Source organism: Terriglobales bacterium (genome assembly GCA_035543055.1).
GTDB lineage: Bacteria > Acidobacteriota > Terriglobia > Terriglobales > Acidobacteriaceae > JAIQFD01.
The window spans coordinates 1-15,855 of sequence record DATKKJ010000044.1 but is presented as its reverse complement, the minus strand read 5'-3'; the positions used below and the strand labels follow the sequence as shown (position 1 = coordinate 15,855).

Below are 15,855 nucleotides of genomic sequence, written 5' to 3'. Positions count from 1 at the left end.
GAGGCCGAAGATCATGATGCCCGGGGCGACCATGTAGGCCAGAATGCCCACGTAAGGGCCGGACCGCGAAGAGGTCACGTCCAGCACAAAAAAGAACAGGCTGTTGCCCAGCGCCACGCTTGCCAGCGCCAGGCCGATCATCGAAATCGGGTTGCCAACCAGCTCCCGGATGCGGGCCAGGCCCGCGCGATGGGTAGGCGCGCTTGCGCCGGAATCAGTCATGATGCCGACAGACCTCCACCTTGTGAATTGATCTCATTGCTTTACCACAAACCCCACACGCGGCGAAGCGCCAAAGGTCGGCAGCCGCCGGACTATGCATCACTGCCCGCCGCGGCGGTCTCATCCCGCGGCTTCTCTTCCGGCGGTTCCGCTCCTGTGGCCGCGGCAATGGTTTCGCCATCGAGCCCGTGCTCTTCCCGATAGTGATGCAGCGATACTTTCCCGTCCCACCAGGCCCAGTTCATGGGATAGGCGTCGGGGTCGAAGAATACCTGGTAGAAATGCCAGACCACGATGGCCAGGGAGGCGAGCACCGCTTCGTAAAAGTGGATCGCCAGGGCCACGTCCACCGACCAGCGCGGCAGGAAGATGCCCACACCCATCTTGAACCAGGCCATCAGGCCGGTGACCGACATCACCACCCAGCCCCACACCAGGGCCCAGTACTCCATCTTCTCGGCGTAGGTAAAGCGGGCGAAGGCCGGCTTCTTGTCGCCGAGGCCAAGGTAGTAGCTCATGTTGTCGCGGATGTCGAAGCCGTCCTTCAACACCGGAAACATGTCCCGCAGCACCTTCCGGCCCTCACGCTGCCCCAGCAGATAATACGCGTGATAGAAGCCGACGGCTATCATGACGACCGCGGCGACGCGATGCGCCCAGCGGCGGAAGGTCTCGCCCACCACCAGCCCCAGCCAGGAATCGGGATAGGCCAGGGCGAAGCCGGTGACGACCAGGACGATGAAGCTGGAGAGCAGCAGCGCGTGCTGGATGCGCTGGCTCAGGTTCATGCGGAGAATGGGGCGGTGTTGCCGGTTGCGGATGGCGATCGCCTTCTTCCGCCAGATCAGGAAATTGTGCAGCAGCATGCCGCCGATGGTGGCCAGGATGAGCGGGATGTAGAGGCGCCGCACCCAGCGGATGGCGGTGCTGCCCATGTCGGCCGACAGCGGCACGTCGATGTGCACCTTGCCGGTGATGAACTTCTGGTTGGCGCCGGGATGGCACTGGCCGCAGGTCTTTACCAGGTTGGCCTTGTTGATGGTGGAGCGCGGATCATCACTCGGCAAAATGTTATGCACGCCGTGGCAGGAGGCGCAGTTGGCCACCACGGTGGAGCCCAGCTTCGACGCCAGCCCGTGATAGCTCTGCAGGTAGGTGGTGGCGCGCCGGCCTTCGATGCCGTACTCGCCCGACATGCGCACCCCCTCGTGGCAGCTCGAGCAGGTCACCTTGGCGAGGTTCGCCGCCGCCACCGAGGAGCTGGGGTCGGTGTGCTTCTTGATGGTGTGGATGCCATGGCAGTCGGTGCACACCGGCGCCCCCCAATTGCCCATGGCCAGAGCCTTGCCGTGGATGCTCTGCATGAACTCGGTCTTGATGCTGTCGTGGCACTTGGCGCAGGTGTTGGGGACGTTGAACTTGTAGATCGAGGACTTGAGATTGCCCGGGCCCAGGACGGCATGGCTGCCGTGGCAGTCGGTGCACACCGCGGCTTTCTGGTTGCCGCCGGCGACCGCCTTGCCATGGACGCTCAGGTTGTAGGAAGAAACCGTGGTCGAGCTCAGCCCCGCTTCCTCCATCACGAATTTCTGGTTGTGGCAGGAGGCGCAGGTGGCGGGGATGTTCTTGTGGTTGACCTTGGAGTTCTCGTCCGCGGCGGGCAGGATCTCGTGCGGGCCGCCGTGGCAGGAGGTGCAGGTCGGCTTCCGTTCATTGAGGTTCTTGAGGGTCGCGGCCTGTGCGTGCATGCTGCTGTCGAATACCATCTGCGCCTCGGCATGGCATTCGGCGCACGAGACCTTGGCGGGGACGTTCTCGTGCGGCGAGGTCTTCACGTCCTTGTGGCAGTCCACGCACTGGAACATCTGGCCGTGGATCGAGGAGCTGTATTTCTTTTCGTCTACCCCCAGGTTGACCTGCTTTCCGTCCACTTTCATGCTCAGGCCGGCTTCGGCGGTGTGGCAGGCGAGGCAATCGGCGTTGGTCGGCGGTTTGGGGGCCTTCGCTGCCAGCGCCTGGGGCAGGGCAAATAAGAGGGAAAGTATGAGAACCAACATCCCCCAGCCACGCCGGCCGTGACGTTCCTCGGGGCCAACCGATCGTGCATACCTTACGAACATCGAACGCTCCAGTTTCCATTGGAGTCATGCTGAGCCCCCTTTAGGGGCGAAGCATCTCGCGTGCAGTTTCGCGATGCTTTACGCGAGATCCTTCGGGGTTCAAAAAACCCTCAGGATGACGCCAACAAAGAGCAAAAATGCGTCGAGCAGGAACCGCCTGCTCAGCGGTACGCGAACAGCATCGCGTAGATGATCCAGACCACGACGCAGAAGCCGACGCTCAGGGCCATCCAGGCGAAGGCGCGGATGGTCTTGACCACGATGGGCGGCTGCGGCTCCGCCAGGTACTCTTCCAGTCTTCCGCTCTCCAGCAGGGCCTGGTACTCGCGCGGCTTGTCGCGCTTCAGTTCCGCCAGCGGCATGTGACCGGTGAACACCACGGTGTCCATGGGAAATTTTTCCGGCCGCAGGTGGGTGTTGAAGAAGTGGACGGTGAAGATGAAGCCGGTGGCCAGCAGCGCCTCGTCGCTGTGGACGATGGTAGCCACGTTGATGAACGACCCCGGCAGCACCCGGGTGAAGAACACCGGGAACCACAGCGTCAGGCCGGTGGAGCCGATGATGAAGATGCCCCAGAACACCGCGAAGTAGTCGAACTTCTCCCAGTAGGTCCAGCGGCCGTATTCCGGACGTGGCCCCAGGCCGACGAACCACTTCATGGTGGCGATGAACTCCCGCAGGTCGCGGCCATTGGGGATCATGGTGTTAGGGCCGAGCACCAGAGCCTTCCAGGAGCCGTATTCTTTCGTCTTTTTCTGATACAGCCCGTACAGGTGGGTGACGAAGGTGCCGAACATGATCACCGCCGCCGTGCGGTGGATGAAGCCGGCGGTCTGGAAGCCGCCCAGCAGGTGCGACAGCTTCACCGCCCAGGAGGTGTAGGAGAACTTGAGCGATAGGCCGGTGACCGCCAGGCTGAGGAAGCTGACCACCATGCAGACGTGCAGCCAGCGCTCCAGCAGGGTGAAGCGGACGAACTCGCGGGTGCCGACCTGGGCGGCATCGTGCACCAGTTCTGCGGGCCTGACCGGGGTCGCTTGCATCTCCGCTTGCGTGGCCATCTACTTGTCCTCCCCACGGGACTTGCGCTCCAGCTCAGCGGCCTCGCGCGCTTCCTCTTCCTTCAGTTCGCGGCGCATCTGGAAGGCGCGCGGCAGCCACAGCAGGGTGTGCACCCCGCCGATCACGAAGGTCCCGATCAGCAGCCCGGTCATGCCCCAGAACGACCAGAACAGGAACGGGTACTTCTTGGGGTCGTGGTGGGTGGCGTGGGTGAGATAGCCGGCGAAGCGCCGGGTGGCGTCGGCGTGGCACTTGCGGCAGGTGTTGACCACGTTGGCGCGGCTCAGGTGCGAGCGCGGGTCGCCGATCTTGTAGATGTCGTGCGCGCCGTGGCAGTCATAGCACTTCGCCGTCTTGGTGTAGCCCAGGCGCGAGACCTTGCCGTGGTAGGTGTCGAAGTAGGTCTTGGCGATCTCCTGGTGGCAGCGGCCGCACCGGCTCATGACTTCCAGCTCGAACTTGTCCTGGTCGGCGCGCTGGATGGTGTGGGCGGTGTGGCAATCGTTGCAGACCGGGAGCTCCTTGTCGGTGTGGGTGACCGAGCGGGAGTGGACGCTCTGCACGAACTGCTCCTGGATGCCGTGGTGGCACTGGCCGCAGGTGGAGGGCAGGTTCTTGGGGTTCACGCTCGAATCGGGATCGCTCTTGGGCAGCTCGCCGTGCGCGGTGTGGCAACTGGTGCAGGTGGCGGTCACGGTCAGCCCGCTCTTCAGCAGGCCCTTGCCGTGGATGCTCTCCTGGTAGCTGGGGATGATCTGGTGCTGGGTGCCGGTGTAGCGCAACGCGGCCTTATTGCCTTCGCGGTGGCAGCGGGCGCACAGCTCCGGCACCTTGGGCGCGAAGGTGGGCGAGAGCGGGTTCTTCTTGCCCAGGACGTGGTGGGTGCCGTGGCACTCCGAGCAGTAGGGTGCATTCTTGTCTTTGGCCGCGAGCAACTGCCCGTGCTTGCTCTTCTGGTACTGCTGTCCGATCTCGGCGTGGCAGGAGGCGCAGTCCACCCCTTTGGTGATGGTCTCGCAGGGACGGACGCGCGAGGCGTTGACTTCGGAGTGGCACTGGCTGCACGCCACCTTGGCGTGGCGCGAATCCTGGACTTCCGAGACCTCGACGAACAGCTTCCGCCCGTCATGCGCTCTCAGCTTCTCGTTGCTGTGGCAGCGCATGCAGTCGGCGTCCGCCATGCCCTGGTTGTAGAAGACCTTGCGGGCCTTGTGCGGCTGATGGCAGTCCACGCACGCCGGCAGCACATTCGCTTCCTTCTCCCACAGCTCGCCCTTGATGGTCTTGCGGTGCACCGCCTCGATCTGGGCGTGGCACTTGGTGCAGGTGGCGGCGATGTTCTTGCGCGCGATGGACGATTTCGGATCGGTGTGGGGGAGGATATTGTGCGAGGTGTGGCAGGAGGCGCAATTGGCCGCCACCACCAGGCCTTTCTTCAGCAGGCCTTCGCCGTGGATGCTCTCCTGGTAATTGGAGAGGATGTTGTGCTCGGGGATGTTGCGGGTCTTCTGGACGGGCGTGCCTTCCTGGTGGCACTTGCCGCAGGTGTAGGGGATCTTCAGCGGCGAGACCGGCGAGCGCGGGTCCTTGACCGGAACGATGTCGTGGTTGCCGTGGCAGCTGCTGCAGCGGGGGGCCAGGGTATCGCCCCGCGCCACCGCCCGTCCGTGCAGCGACTTGGAATGCTGTTCGTATTCGGCGCTGTGGCAGGTGCCGCAGTTCACCTTGGCCAGGGGCGTGGAGTGCGGCAACTCCTTGCCTTCCAGGTCGGCGTGACAGCTGGTGCAGGTGAGGGAACCGTGGATGGAGCCGCCGAACCGCTTGCCGTCCACGAAGAGAGAGACCGTGCGCCCGCCCCGGGTGGTGGTCAGGCTCTTGTCGCCGTGACAGGCAAGGCAGGTGTCGTTGTCCTGGGCGCGCGCCGCGGGCGCGGCGGCCAAGACCACCAGGGACAACACCGCGGTCCACGCCAGGCGGACGGCCCAGCGCGGGCGAAACTTTTCCTCCGCATCCTCTTCCGCGGCCCGGCTCTGAACCGGTAAGAGATGAATGAAGGATATGAGACCGTTCTCTATCCCGGGCCTACGGCGGCGAATGCGGACTGCACGGTTCGCCGACATCTGTTTTCCTACTCCGGAGATCCCTGGTTACCTCCCCACAGGTTCCCGGACCTCCACCCGGTTGCGATGGAGCCCTGCTCCATCTCGGTGAAGGAGCGCGGCGGCCGTAACGGCCGCCGCCATTGAGCCACTTACTTCTTCAGACTGCGGATGTACGACACCATCTCTTTCACCTGCGCATCGGTCAGTTTGCCCTTCTGCGCCGGCATCTTGGGCGGCTTGCCGTCGAGGATCGTCTTGGTCAGGTCGGCGTCGCTCATCTTCTGGATCTCGGCCGAGCTCCAGTCATGAGTGCCGGCCATCTTGCCCTTGGCGCCTTCGCCGTGGCACATCTGGCACTTGGCTTTGTAAACGTCGGCAGCACCCTCGGCCCAGGCCGCCATCGGAAGCGCGACCAGTGCCGCCAGCAGCCCCACTGCGATGAGTGTCTTCTTCACTGAATCCTCCTTGGATTTCCGCTGCAATGGATCCGTCCGGTGAGCCCAGGCGAGGGTTCCCCACCCGGGACCGGCCAGTCCGTTCGATGCCACCTGGCCGACCTCCGGAACCGACTCCATTGTTGAATATTGCGACACGCCGGGCTGTGACTCGGTTCACGCTTAGATGTGACTGCTGTCACAGGCCGGTATGCGCCGGGGAAGGATACGGCAAGAAGTCGCGGGGAGCTAGTAGCTAGTAGTTAGGCAGACGCGGGTCGAAAAAAAACAAGGCCGCGATTCCGCTCGCGGCCTCTGTTTTCCTAGCTACTAACTACCAGCTACCAGCTACTTAGAAGGAATAGCGCAGGGACAGCGTGCCCACGTTGGCGTGGAAATCACGGGGCGCGACGACCTGCAAGTTCTCCAGGCCCGGGGTGTGGTCCTTGCCGTTGTAGTCGTAGTAGTTCCACATGCCCTTGAACTCGACGCTCCTCACGACCTCCACCGCCAATCCGGCCGTGGCCTTGTGCCAGGTGGTGGCTTGGGGTCCGAGCGGCTGGTTGGGGAAGGGGCCGAGGAAGAGGCAGCCGGTGCCGGAGGAGGGTCCCGGGCAGGGAGTGACCGGGTTACCGGCCAGCGCGGGCGAGTTGCCGAAGATATCGCCCACCACCAGCAGAGGCGTGCCGTTGTCGGCGCGCAGCCAGTTGGTGGTTCCGGCGTCGCCCGTGATCTCGTAACCCAGGTTCACCGTGAGCCGCTTCACCGGCTGGAAGGAAACGTGGGTGTAGCCGGAGTGAGTGTTCTCCTGGTAGTCCAAGCGCAGTGCCCGCGAGGTACTACCGAGGGCGCACGCCAGGGGCGCGGTGATGCTGCCGGTGAACGCGGTGTCGGGCATCGGCATACAGGTATCCGAATTGATCTCTTGGTCGAGCATGGTCCAGCCCACGTCCAGGGTGACCCGGCTGCGGGTCATCGTGGCGCCCAGGGTGTAGTAGCGCCAGTGGTCCTTGTGCCCGTAGACGGGGAAGATGGTGGAGGAGGGGAAGAGCGGGGTGCTGGTGCCTTCGACCTCTTCTCCCGGGGCATAGTCATTGCGGGTCTCGACCAGGTGCACGCCGGCATTGAAGCTCAGCCAGGGATTCAGTTTGAAGGTGTTGTAGAGCCGCATCCGCTGCTGGTGCCGGGGATAGATGTTGGTGAAGAAGCCGCTGTCGGACGAGAGCAACTCCACGTCGCCGTTGATGCGCCAGGCATCCACCGGCCGCACGACCACGCCGAACAGCAACGTGTGCTGGTTGATCTGTGCGCTGTCCACTTCGCCGCTGACGGTGGCGATGCCGGTCGCCAGGTCGCAGCCGGCGGTGGGCGTGGCGGTGTTGCAGTTGGGAGTGGTGGGCGGATTGCCGGTGCCATCGTTGACGAAGTTGGAGGTCACCGAGGAGAGAGTGCCGGTGAGGCCGGCGTTGCCATCCTGGAAGGAGCGGCGGGCAAAGCGGTAGCCGACATAGGCGCTGAAGCGCCGGGTGGGCTGCCAGTTCACCTTGAAGGTGTTGAAGTAGGAGCGCTCGCCCACCAGGGCGCTGTTGGCAAGGGTCTGCAGATAATTGCCGGCCCCAAGCGCCACCGAACCCTGGGCCTGGTTGAGCCCTGCGGCGGGGCAACCGGCGGGGACAGGTCCAGCCGTCGGGCAGGTGGTGATGAGCCCGCCGCCGGACGGGTTGATGAGGTCGAGTATGCCGCTGAAGCAAGGATTGAGTAGCGAACGGAAGGTGCCGGTCGTTCCCGCCGCCGTCGCGTAGGTCGTCGAGTTGAGGAAGCAGCCATAGCGGCTCTCGTCGTCAAAGCCATGCTGCCGCCAGTTCACCCAGCGGAACTTGTCGGACACCGACAGGCTCTTGCTGATGTGGTAGGTGACCCCGAAATCGGCGTTGGCGGTCATGCGGTCGGCGTTGGGTGCACCGTTGATCAGGAAAAGGCTGCTATTGCTCGTGGTTACGAGCGGCGGCACCGGCGGCACGACCGGCGGCGGCTGCACCGGAGTTGCCGGCACAGCAGCACTGCCGTAGTGGGCGAACTCGGTGAAGTTCAAGTAGTCGGAGCTGGCCGAGCTGTAGACAATACTGCCGCTCAGGTCGAGGTTATGAAAATAGCTCGACTGGAAGGACAACTGCCCGGTGGGGATGTCGGTGCGCACATTCCCATGCCGGAAGTAAGGGCCCCCGGTGCCGGTGTTCAGGAGGATGCCGTTGCACCCGGAGCTCATCAGAAACAGGCCCCCGGTGAAGTTGGATTGGGTGTTGGCGCCCGCGCAGGAGGCCGTGCCTGCCAAAGGTGGCAACAGAAGGCCGATATCGACCGGCTGCGGCTGGCCGTTGAACAGGATCTGCTGGGGGGCCCCCGCCGGGCCGATCCCCAGGGTGTACAGGATATCGCTGGCATCGGTGAAGCCGATGTCATTCTTGTCGTGCTCGAAGAAGAAATCGAGACTGATGGTGGTCCGTGGCAGGAACTTCAGGTCCACGCCGCCCTGGTAACGGTCGGACTTCCACTGCGAGTCCTGGCTCAGGATGGTGCGCAGCGGGGCCTCCAGGGTGGTGTACATGGCGCCGTAGGTGGCGTTGCGGGCGTATCCCAGGCGCACGCTGACCTTGGACTGCGGGAACAGGGTCAGGGAGAAGTCGCCCATGTTGCGGGTCTCCGCCATCAGCCGCGTGGTGTTCGAATACCAGGGCAGCGCCGACGGGGTGAAGGCGTTGGTGCAACCCACGCCGCAGGTGGTGATGCCCGGGTTGAGGTTCATCGGATTGGCGAACAGGTTGTAGTCGAAGATGTTCTTGTCGCGGCGGTAAAGGGCGACGAAGTTGTACCAGTGGTCCTTCTCCAGGCGCAGGCGGGCCATGCCGTTGGGGTCGCCGCCGAAGCCGAAGCTGCTGCTGTACAGGTTGTCGAAGAGCCCGCCCACGCGCGTGCGGGATTGCATGGTGAGTTCCTGCCCCAGCAGCCGGGGACCGCTGTGCAGGTCCACCAGGGTGGAGTACATCTGCTCGCTGCCCTCGGATTCGGCGATGTGGCCGCCGAATTCGACCGAGCCGCGCACAACGTAGTCGCCCCACACCTTGGGCTGTTCCTCCTGGGGCTGGTTCTGTGCCAGGGCGAACAGGGGCAGCAGCAATGCCAGGATCGCGATAACGATTGCACGCCTTGAATTCATACTTTGACTCCCATCCGACGGCCGCTCTCTGGGAAGGAGGGGCCGGGGCGAATTGTGATCTCGAGCTGCCATGGTCCTTCTCCTTCCTTTACTTGAAGAAAATGTTGCTGGTGTTGGAGCCGTGAATGCTGTTGTGGCAGATGATGCAGGTCGACCGGTACTGGTTCTGCGGCCCGTGCACGCCGGTGGGGATCTGCACGTGGCACTGCAGGCATAGGGTGTTGATGCGCGCCGTCAGCAGCATCCGCGGATAGACCGAGGAGTGCGGAGTGTGGCAGGCGGTGCAGCCCTCCACCCGCACCGGTTCGTGCTCGTAGACGAACGGGCCGCGCTTGTCGGCGTGGCACTTGGTGCAGATCAGGTCCTGGTTGGGGGAGGAGCGCAGCTGGCGGTCGCGCGGCGTGCCGTGCGGATTGTGGCAGTCGGTGCACTTGATCAGGCCCTCGTCCACCCGATGGCGGAAGGGCTTCATGAAGTCGGCCCGCTGCTCGGTGTGGCAGGAGTAGCACTGCGCCGGCTGCGCCGCCGTCAGCAGGTACTCCTTCTTGCTGTGATGGACGGAGTGGCAGCTGGTGCAACTGACCCCGTTCTCGTTGTGCGGCGACTGGCGGAACAGGCGTTGCTCCAGCTTGCCTTCGTGACACGACAGGCAGCGCTGGCTGACCTCCTGGCTCTTGGCGGCGGGGAAGACGAAGATCTTGCTCTTATCGCCTCCGCCCTCCACGTGGGCGGCGCCCGGCCCGTGGCAGCCTTCGCAGCCCTGGTGGGCGGCGTCCTTCAGCTTGAAGGTCTGCACGTGCAGCGTGCCTTCCACGTTCTTGTAGAGGTCCTCGTGGCATCCCTTGCAGGTCTCCGACCCCACGTATTGCGATTGCGGGGCGGGAGAGGCGGGGACCACGTTCTTTTGCGCCGGCGTCTGCGCGACAGCGCCGGCGGCCAGGAGTACAGCGGATGCTGCCATCGCCAGCAGAGACTGCGGCGTCCTCCATGCGGCCATACGAGCTCCTTGCCGGACGCCCCCCGAGTTGGGGACCCCGGGATGCTGCATATTCTCTTAGGATGTGGGCGGGGCTCTGTGATTTCGGTCACAGTTCCGAGTGACGGATGACGGCGAGCGCGGCCGGGTGCCGGGCCGGCGTCAGGCCGGGGGCCGCGGGGTGGATTGTCCTAGGCGGGCCGCCGGGCGCGCTCCGCTTCCAGCCGGGCGATGGTCTGGCGCAGCCAGTCCTTGAACTTCTCCTCGACTTCCTGCTGGTTGTCGTAGCGCTCGATGGTGTCCACGGTCTCGCCCTTCTCGTTGAGCACGATGTGGTGGCAGGGCACGTCCTCGCCCTGCGCGCTCGGGGGCACGAAGTCCATGAGCAGGCACTCGTTGCACGGGCGGGTGCGATGGGGATCGCCGAAATTGATGCAGCTCAGGGAGTCCTGGAAGATCGAGGTCGGTTTCCAGGGAGTGCGCACCGAGCGGCCGTAGCCGCCCTGTTCCAGGAAGTTGAGCTCGAACTTGAGCAGTTCGAGGATGTCGCGCTCGTCCTTCGCCATGGGTGTCTCCTTCGGCCCTGGCCGCGCCTTGGTTGGCCGGTCCACATGGCCCCCACTGCCCCCAGAGTGCGCCCGAAGCTCGGGCCGCGCTATGACTAGAATCACGCAGGGGTGTGATGGCAGTCACACCGGGGAGGACCCGCTCAGGCCGCGGCTTTCCCCCGTTCCTGGGGCAGGGGCACGGGCACCACGCCGCGCTGCGGATCGATGGCCAGGGTCAGCCGCCGGCAGCAGGCGCCGCACAGCCAGAAGTGCTCCAGGCGGTGGGGTGGGCCGGTCTCCGCGATCAGGAAGGGTCCCACCAGGCGGTGCCCGGCGGGGTCCTGGTCCACCTGGAACAGCCGTCCTTCCCGCAGGTAGCGGAAGGGGGCGCCGCATTCCGGATTGGCGCACTTGGCGATCATCGTGCCTCCCCCCGAGCGATTGCAGCTCTGCCGGAGGCCCGGAGCGGGTCAGTTGCGCACGTGGCGGGCCCGTGCCATGCCGATGGCCCGGACCCGGTCATAAGCGGCGTGCACGTCGTTGCTGAGCAGCTGCACCACCTGCATGCAGGCGTCGGTGTGCTCCTTGAGGAAGCGCACGAAATCCTTGCGCTTGATGAAGACGATCTGCGAGGGGACCGTGGTCTCGGCGGTGACCTCGTGCGGCTTGCCGGAGACGTTGGCGCTCAGGCCCAGCACCTCTCCCACCCTGGCCGTGCGCAAGGTCAGCTTCTCGCCCCGGCTGGAGCAGATCGACAGCCGCGCCGCTCCGCTCTGCAGCAGCACCACGGCGCTCGGGGTCTGGCCTTCGCTGAACAGCACCGCTCCCTTGGGCAGTTCCTGCGCCGTCTGGATGGCGCTGAAATCGCGCGCCGCCTCCGCGCTCAGATGGCTGAACAGTCGCGGCGGGGCCACGTCGCAGGTGAAGAAGTTGACGGCGATGTCACTCCCCTGGTTCATGCCTCCAATCTAGGAGTGCGGGGGCGCGAAAGCTGTGACTCAAATCACGAAAAATGGTGATGGGTGTACGTCAGGAAGGTGCGGTGCCCCCGCCCGGATTCAAGGATTGATGAGGGTTTCCAGCGCCTGCCGGTTGCGGATGGTGAGCGTCGAGCCCTTCAGCTGGATGATCTGGCGCTTCTTGAAATCGGCGAACAGGCGGGTCACGGTCTCGCGCGAGGTGCCGATCATCTGCGCGATCTCCTCGTGGGTCAGGGCCAGCTTCATGCGTCCCGGCTGCTTGCTGTCGCCGTTCTTCTCCGACCATTCCAGCAGCAGCTTGGCCAGCTTCTCGGCCGCCGAGTGCGACAGGCCCAGGGAGCGGATCTCGTGGCAGGCGGTGTTGTACTTGTCGCTCAGCTGCTCGGCCACCCGCAGCGTGACCTCGTTGTGCTCCCGCAGGTAGCGCAGGAAATCGTCGCGCTTGACGAAGTTCACCTGGCACGGGTCCAGGGTCTCCGCCGTCAGCTCATAGGGCTTGCCGGAGACGGTGGCGCTCAGCCCCAGCACCTCGCCGGGCTCGGCGATCTTCAGGATCAGGGTCTTGCCGTCGCTGGAGCAGATGGAGAGCTTGGTCCGCCCCTTGCACAGGATGAACACCCCGCGCGGGGCCTGGCCTTCCACGAACAGCACCGCGCCTTTGGGATACGCCGTCGAGTACTTGATGGCCTCCAGGTCCTTCACCGCGCCCGGCGACAGATTACAAAACAGCCGGTCTTCCCGCAGCTTGCAGGTCAGACAGCTCTCGATGATCTCGAGACCATAAGGGGACAGCATTGTCAGTGACCTTCAGCCGAATAGTACCACCAACACACCATTTTGGGATTGTGACGTACATCACAGCGGTGAACCGAGGGCAGAGACCGCGGTCACTCCCCCTTGTGCATCTCGATGGAATGCAGGTGGACGATAAGCCCGGTCTCGGGATTCATCTCGGCGGTGATCTTGTAGGTCTCGCGCCGGGAGACGTAGCCCTGCGCTTCCAGCTCCAGGACCTTTTTGTGGAAAGTGTCGGCGTCCCACTCGCGCACTAGCTGGATGTCGGGCATGGCCAGAGTGCGAGTGTAGCCGCAAACCGGGGCCGGGGAAAGACGGCTAGTCCGGGCGCGGCGCCCGCAGCGGCGGATGGCCGGCCCGATAGGCGGCCAGCTTGGCCGCCTGCTGATGCACGAAAAAGTACATCTGCACCCGCTCGAACAGGGAGCCGAGATGCCGGGCCAGCTCCCAGCGGTGGAGGCGGCGCTGGCGTTCGTCGGTCAGCAGCCCCGCCTGTTTCAGTTGTTCCTGGACCACCCGCAGCTCTTCCGCGATGCGGCGGATTCCGTGCTCGAGATCTTCCATGCGCCCACCTCGCTGCTCCATCCCAGTGAGCCCACGGTAGCGCCACTGCTGGCGGGGCGAAAGATAACGGGGGTCACCGGCGGGGGCACAGAAGTAACGGCGGCGCACACGGAAGTCGCGGGGGCGGGCCGCGGCCGCCATCCCGCGGCAAGAATTGCTTGACACTGACTTAGTGTTATAGTTAACTATAACAGTTACCGGAATACCCGGGTATGACGCTCGAATTTCACCAGCACCGCCAGGAGATAGACCATGAGATCGCTTTGCATTCTACTGTCCGCGTTTGTTCTGCTTTGCCCGTTGCTCCTCGCGCAGTCGGCCGCGCCCCAGCCCGCGCCGCCCAAGTCCGAGGCCCAGGTCTCCTTCGACGCCCTGAAGACCCTTGCCGGCGAATGGGAAGGGCCGGTGACCATCGACCCGCCCCTGAACGGCGTCAGCATGGCCGACCTGCGGGTGGCCATGCGCGTCACCTCCAAGGGCCACGCCATCGTCCACGAGCTTCAGGAACAGGGCGCGCCGTTCTGGATGAGGAGCGAGGACCAGGCCGCCAAGATCGACCACCCGGTCACCATGCTTTACCTCAACGACGACCAACTCAACCTGGTCCACTACTGCGACGCCGGCAACCGGCCGCACATGATCGGGAAGGCGTCTCCCGATGGCAAAACCATCGACTTCCAGTTCGTGGACATCAGTGGCAGCCCCAAGCGGGGACACATGCATGGCTCGTCCTTCACCCTGATCGACGCCAATCACCACAAGGAGGAGTGGACCTTCATTCTTCCCGGCGACCAGGTGATCCACGCGCGCTTCGACCTCCGCCGGGTGAACTGACGCACGCGGTATCTCTGGTATGGTGGGGCTCCCAGGGAAGACCTGATGGACCGTGAGTGGAACGACAGCCAGCCGATCTACCGCCAGCTGCGCGACCGCGTGGTGGCGATGATCCTCGACGGCGTGCTGAAGGAGGGCGATCCGCTGCCGTCGGTGCGCAACGTGGCCGCCGAGTATCGCGTGAATCCGCTCACGGTCCTGAAGGGTTATCAGGAATTGGTGGACCAGGAACTGGTCGAGAAACGTCGCGGGCTCGGCCTCTTTGTCCGCGAAGGAGCGCGCGCCCTGCTGCTCAAGGGGGAGCGCGAGAGGTTCCTCAACCAGGAGTGGCCGCAGATCCACGAGCGCATCGAGCGGCTGGGACTGACGGCGGAGGACTTGCTCAACGGCCGCCGCCCGAAGAAGAAATAGGCAGGGAGAGACGTGAAATGAGCTGCATCGAAGCACGAGGCCTGCGCAAGACCTATGGCGCCACCGTCGCGGTCGACGGCATCGACCTGCAGGTCGAGGAGGGCCGCATCCTGGGTCTCATCGGCCCCAATGGCGCCGGCAAGACGACGGCGCTGAACGCCATCCTCGGCTTGACTTCCTATGAGGGCGAGCTGCGCGTCCTGGGCCGCGATCCCTGGCGCGAACGCGAGCGGCTGATGCGCGACGTCTGCTTCATCGCCGACGTCGCCGTGCTCCCGCGCTGGATCCGCGTGGCCCAGTTGCTCGACTGCGTCGCCGGCGTGCACCCGGGTTTCGACCGCGCCAAAGCCGAGAGCTTCCTGCAGCGGACCACCGTCAAGAGCGCCAGCAAGGTGCGCGAGCTGTCGAAGGGCATGGTGACGCAGCTTCACCTGGCCATCGTCATGGCCATCGATGTCCGCCTGCTGGTGCTCGACGAGCCCACCCTCGGCCTCGACATCCTGTTCCGCAAGCAGTTCTACGATTCCCTGCTCAACGACTACTTTGAAGGCACGCGCACCATCGTCGTGGCCACGCACCAGGTCGAAGAGGTCGAGCACGTGCTCACCGACCTCATGTTCATCGACCGCGGGCGAATCGTTTTCAGGCGCACCATGGAAGAGGTGGAAGCGCGTTTCGCCGAACTCGCGGCCAAGCCGGAACAGGTGGCGGCGGCGCGCGCTCTGCGCCCGATCGCGGAGCGCCAGTCGCTCGGCCGCACGGTGATGCTGTTCGAAGGCGTCGAGCGGGAGCGGCTGGCGGCGCTCGGCGAGGTCCGCACGCCCGGCATCGCCGACCTGTTCGTCGCCATCGTCGGCGGGCAGCAAGGAGTGACGCCATGAACACCCACGCCCTCTCCGAAGCCCCGGTGCGCTCCCGGGCCGTCGGCGATCTCCCCTTCCACCGCCGCTTCTACTGGCTCGTCCGCCGCGAGATCCTGGAGAACCGCAGCATCTACCTCGCGCCCCTGGGGGTCGCGGTCCTGATCGTCATCGGTTTCGGCTTTCGCCTGGTTCGGGTCGCGAAGCTCGATAGCCAGGATCTCCGCGGCGAGCAGCCCTTCACCTTCCCCGCGCTGCTTCTGATGGGCACCACCATGCTGGTCGCCATCTTCTACTGCGTGGACGCGCTCTACGGCGAGCGTCGCGACCGCAGCATCCTGTTCTGGAAGTCGCTGCCGGTGTCGGACCACGAGACCGTGCTGGCCAAGGCCGCCATCCCCATCCTGGTCATCCCACTGATCACCTTCGTCGCCACTTTCGTGGTGCAGGTGATCATGCTGTTGCTGGCCGGCGCGCGCGGACTCGACCTATGGTCCGGACTCTCGTTCGGCCAGATGACCTGGATCCTCTTCTACCACCTCTTGCTGGGCCACGGCTTCTGGTACGCGCCGTTCTGGGGATGGCTGCTGCTGGCTTCCGCATGGGCGCGGCGTGCGCCCTTCCTGTGGGCCACTCTGCCGCTGCTCTGTGTCGGACTGCTGGAGAAGATCGCCTTCAACTCCGTGCACTTCGGCTACTGGCTCGGAAATCGCTTGGCCGCCGACCCCATGGC

The 15,855-nt window shown here is 64.7% G+C and carries 17 protein-coding genes; 4 read left to right on the top strand and 13 right to left on the bottom strand.

Annotated elements, in window-relative coordinates; all coding sequences use genetic code 11:
• The 13 genes from VMS96_03200 to VMS96_03140 all read right to left on the bottom strand — a co-directional run.
• On the bottom strand, window positions 1-222 hold a 222-nt coding region (locus VMS96_03200), incomplete at its 3' end, for a hypothetical protein (GenBank protein ID HVP42409.1).
• Between the two features lie 92 nt (window positions 223-314).
• Window positions 315-2,279 carry a cytochrome b/b6 domain-containing protein gene (locus VMS96_03195; protein HVP42408.1) on the bottom strand — a complete coding sequence of 655 codons (1,965 nt, stop codon included), beginning with the start codon at window positions 2,277-2,279 and terminating at the stop codon, window positions 315-317.
• A 224-nt stretch (window positions 2,280-2,503) separates the two neighbouring features.
• Window positions 2,504-3,403 carry a hypothetical protein gene (locus VMS96_03190; GenBank protein HVP42407.1) on the bottom strand — a complete coding sequence of 300 codons (900 nt, stop codon included), beginning with the start codon at window positions 3,401-3,403 and terminating at the stop codon, window positions 2,504-2,506.
• The gene (locus VMS96_03185; protein HVP42406.1) at window positions 3,404-5,359 is read right to left on the bottom strand and encodes a hypothetical protein; all 1,956 of its coding nucleotides are present in this window, start codon (window positions 5,357-5,359) and stop codon (window positions 3,404-3,406) included.
• Between the two features lie 296 nt (window positions 5,360-5,655).
• On the bottom strand, window positions 5,656-5,961 hold the full coding sequence (locus VMS96_03180; GenBank protein ID HVP42405.1) for a cytochrome c: 306 nt from the start codon (window positions 5,959-5,961) through the stop codon (window positions 5,656-5,658).
• 331 nt (window positions 5,962-6,292) lie between these two features.
• Complete coding sequence (locus tag VMS96_03175) at window positions 6,293-9,154, bottom strand: hypothetical protein (GenBank protein HVP42404.1); 2,862 nt, start codon at window positions 9,152-9,154, stop codon at window positions 6,293-6,295.
• 88 nt (window positions 9,155-9,242) lie between these two features.
• Window positions 9,243-10,151 carry a DmsE family decaheme c-type cytochrome gene (locus VMS96_03170; GenBank protein HVP42403.1) on the bottom strand — a complete coding sequence of 303 codons (909 nt, stop codon included), beginning with the start codon at window positions 10,149-10,151 and terminating at the stop codon, window positions 9,243-9,245.
• Between the two features lie 170 nt (window positions 10,152-10,321).
• Complete coding sequence (locus VMS96_03165; protein ID HVP42402.1) at window positions 10,322-10,696, bottom strand: hypothetical protein; 375 nt, start codon at window positions 10,694-10,696, stop codon at window positions 10,322-10,324.
• 143 nt (window positions 10,697-10,839) lie between these two features.
• A complete protein-coding gene (locus VMS96_03160; GenBank protein HVP42401.1) occupies window positions 10,840-11,100 on the bottom strand; it encodes a hypothetical protein in 261 nt (86 codons plus the stop codon).
• Window positions 11,101-11,148: 48 nt separating this feature from the next.
• The gene (locus VMS96_03155; GenBank protein ID HVP42400.1) at window positions 11,149-11,637 is read right to left on the bottom strand and encodes a Crp/Fnr family transcriptional regulator; all 489 of its coding nucleotides are present in this window, start codon (window positions 11,635-11,637) and stop codon (window positions 11,149-11,151) included.
• Window positions 11,638-11,736: 99 nt separating this feature from the next.
• The gene (locus tag VMS96_03150) at window positions 11,737-12,453 is read right to left on the bottom strand and encodes a Crp/Fnr family transcriptional regulator (protein HVP42399.1); all 717 of its coding nucleotides are present in this window, start codon (window positions 12,451-12,453) and stop codon (window positions 11,737-11,739) included.
• Window positions 12,454-12,545: 92 nt separating this feature from the next.
• The gene (locus tag VMS96_03145; GenBank protein ID HVP42398.1) at window positions 12,546-12,725 is read right to left on the bottom strand and encodes a hypothetical protein; all 180 of its coding nucleotides are present in this window, start codon (window positions 12,723-12,725) and stop codon (window positions 12,546-12,548) included.
• A gap of 46 nt (window positions 12,726-12,771) precedes the next feature.
• Entirely contained in the window at window positions 12,772-13,158 is a 387-nt protein-coding gene (locus tag VMS96_03140; GenBank protein HVP42397.1) for a hypothetical protein, read from the bottom strand.
• 111 nt (window positions 13,159-13,269) lie between these two features.
• On the opposite strand from VMS96_03140, the gene VMS96_03135 reads away from it, so the two are divergent.
• The 4 genes from VMS96_03135 to VMS96_03120 all read left to right on the top strand — a co-directional run.
• Complete coding sequence (locus VMS96_03135; protein HVP42396.1) at window positions 13,270-13,851, top strand: hypothetical protein; 582 nt, start codon at window positions 13,270-13,272, stop codon at window positions 13,849-13,851.
• Window positions 13,852-13,896: 45 nt separating this feature from the next.
• Window positions 13,897-14,262 (top strand): GntR family transcriptional regulator, encoded by a 366-nt coding sequence (locus VMS96_03130; GenBank protein ID HVP42395.1) that lies wholly within the window; start codon window positions 13,897-13,899, stop codon window positions 14,260-14,262.
• A 17-nt stretch (window positions 14,263-14,279) separates the two neighbouring features.
• Window positions 14,280-15,143 carry an ABC transporter ATP-binding protein gene (locus VMS96_03125; GenBank protein HVP42394.1) on the top strand — a complete coding sequence of 288 codons (864 nt, stop codon included), beginning with the start codon at window positions 14,280-14,282 and terminating at the stop codon, window positions 15,141-15,143.
• The coding region (locus tag VMS96_03120) for a hypothetical protein (protein HVP42393.1) at window positions 15,140-15,855 on the top strand (716 nt) is incomplete at its 3' end. The genes VMS96_03125 and VMS96_03120, both read left to right, overlap by 4 nt.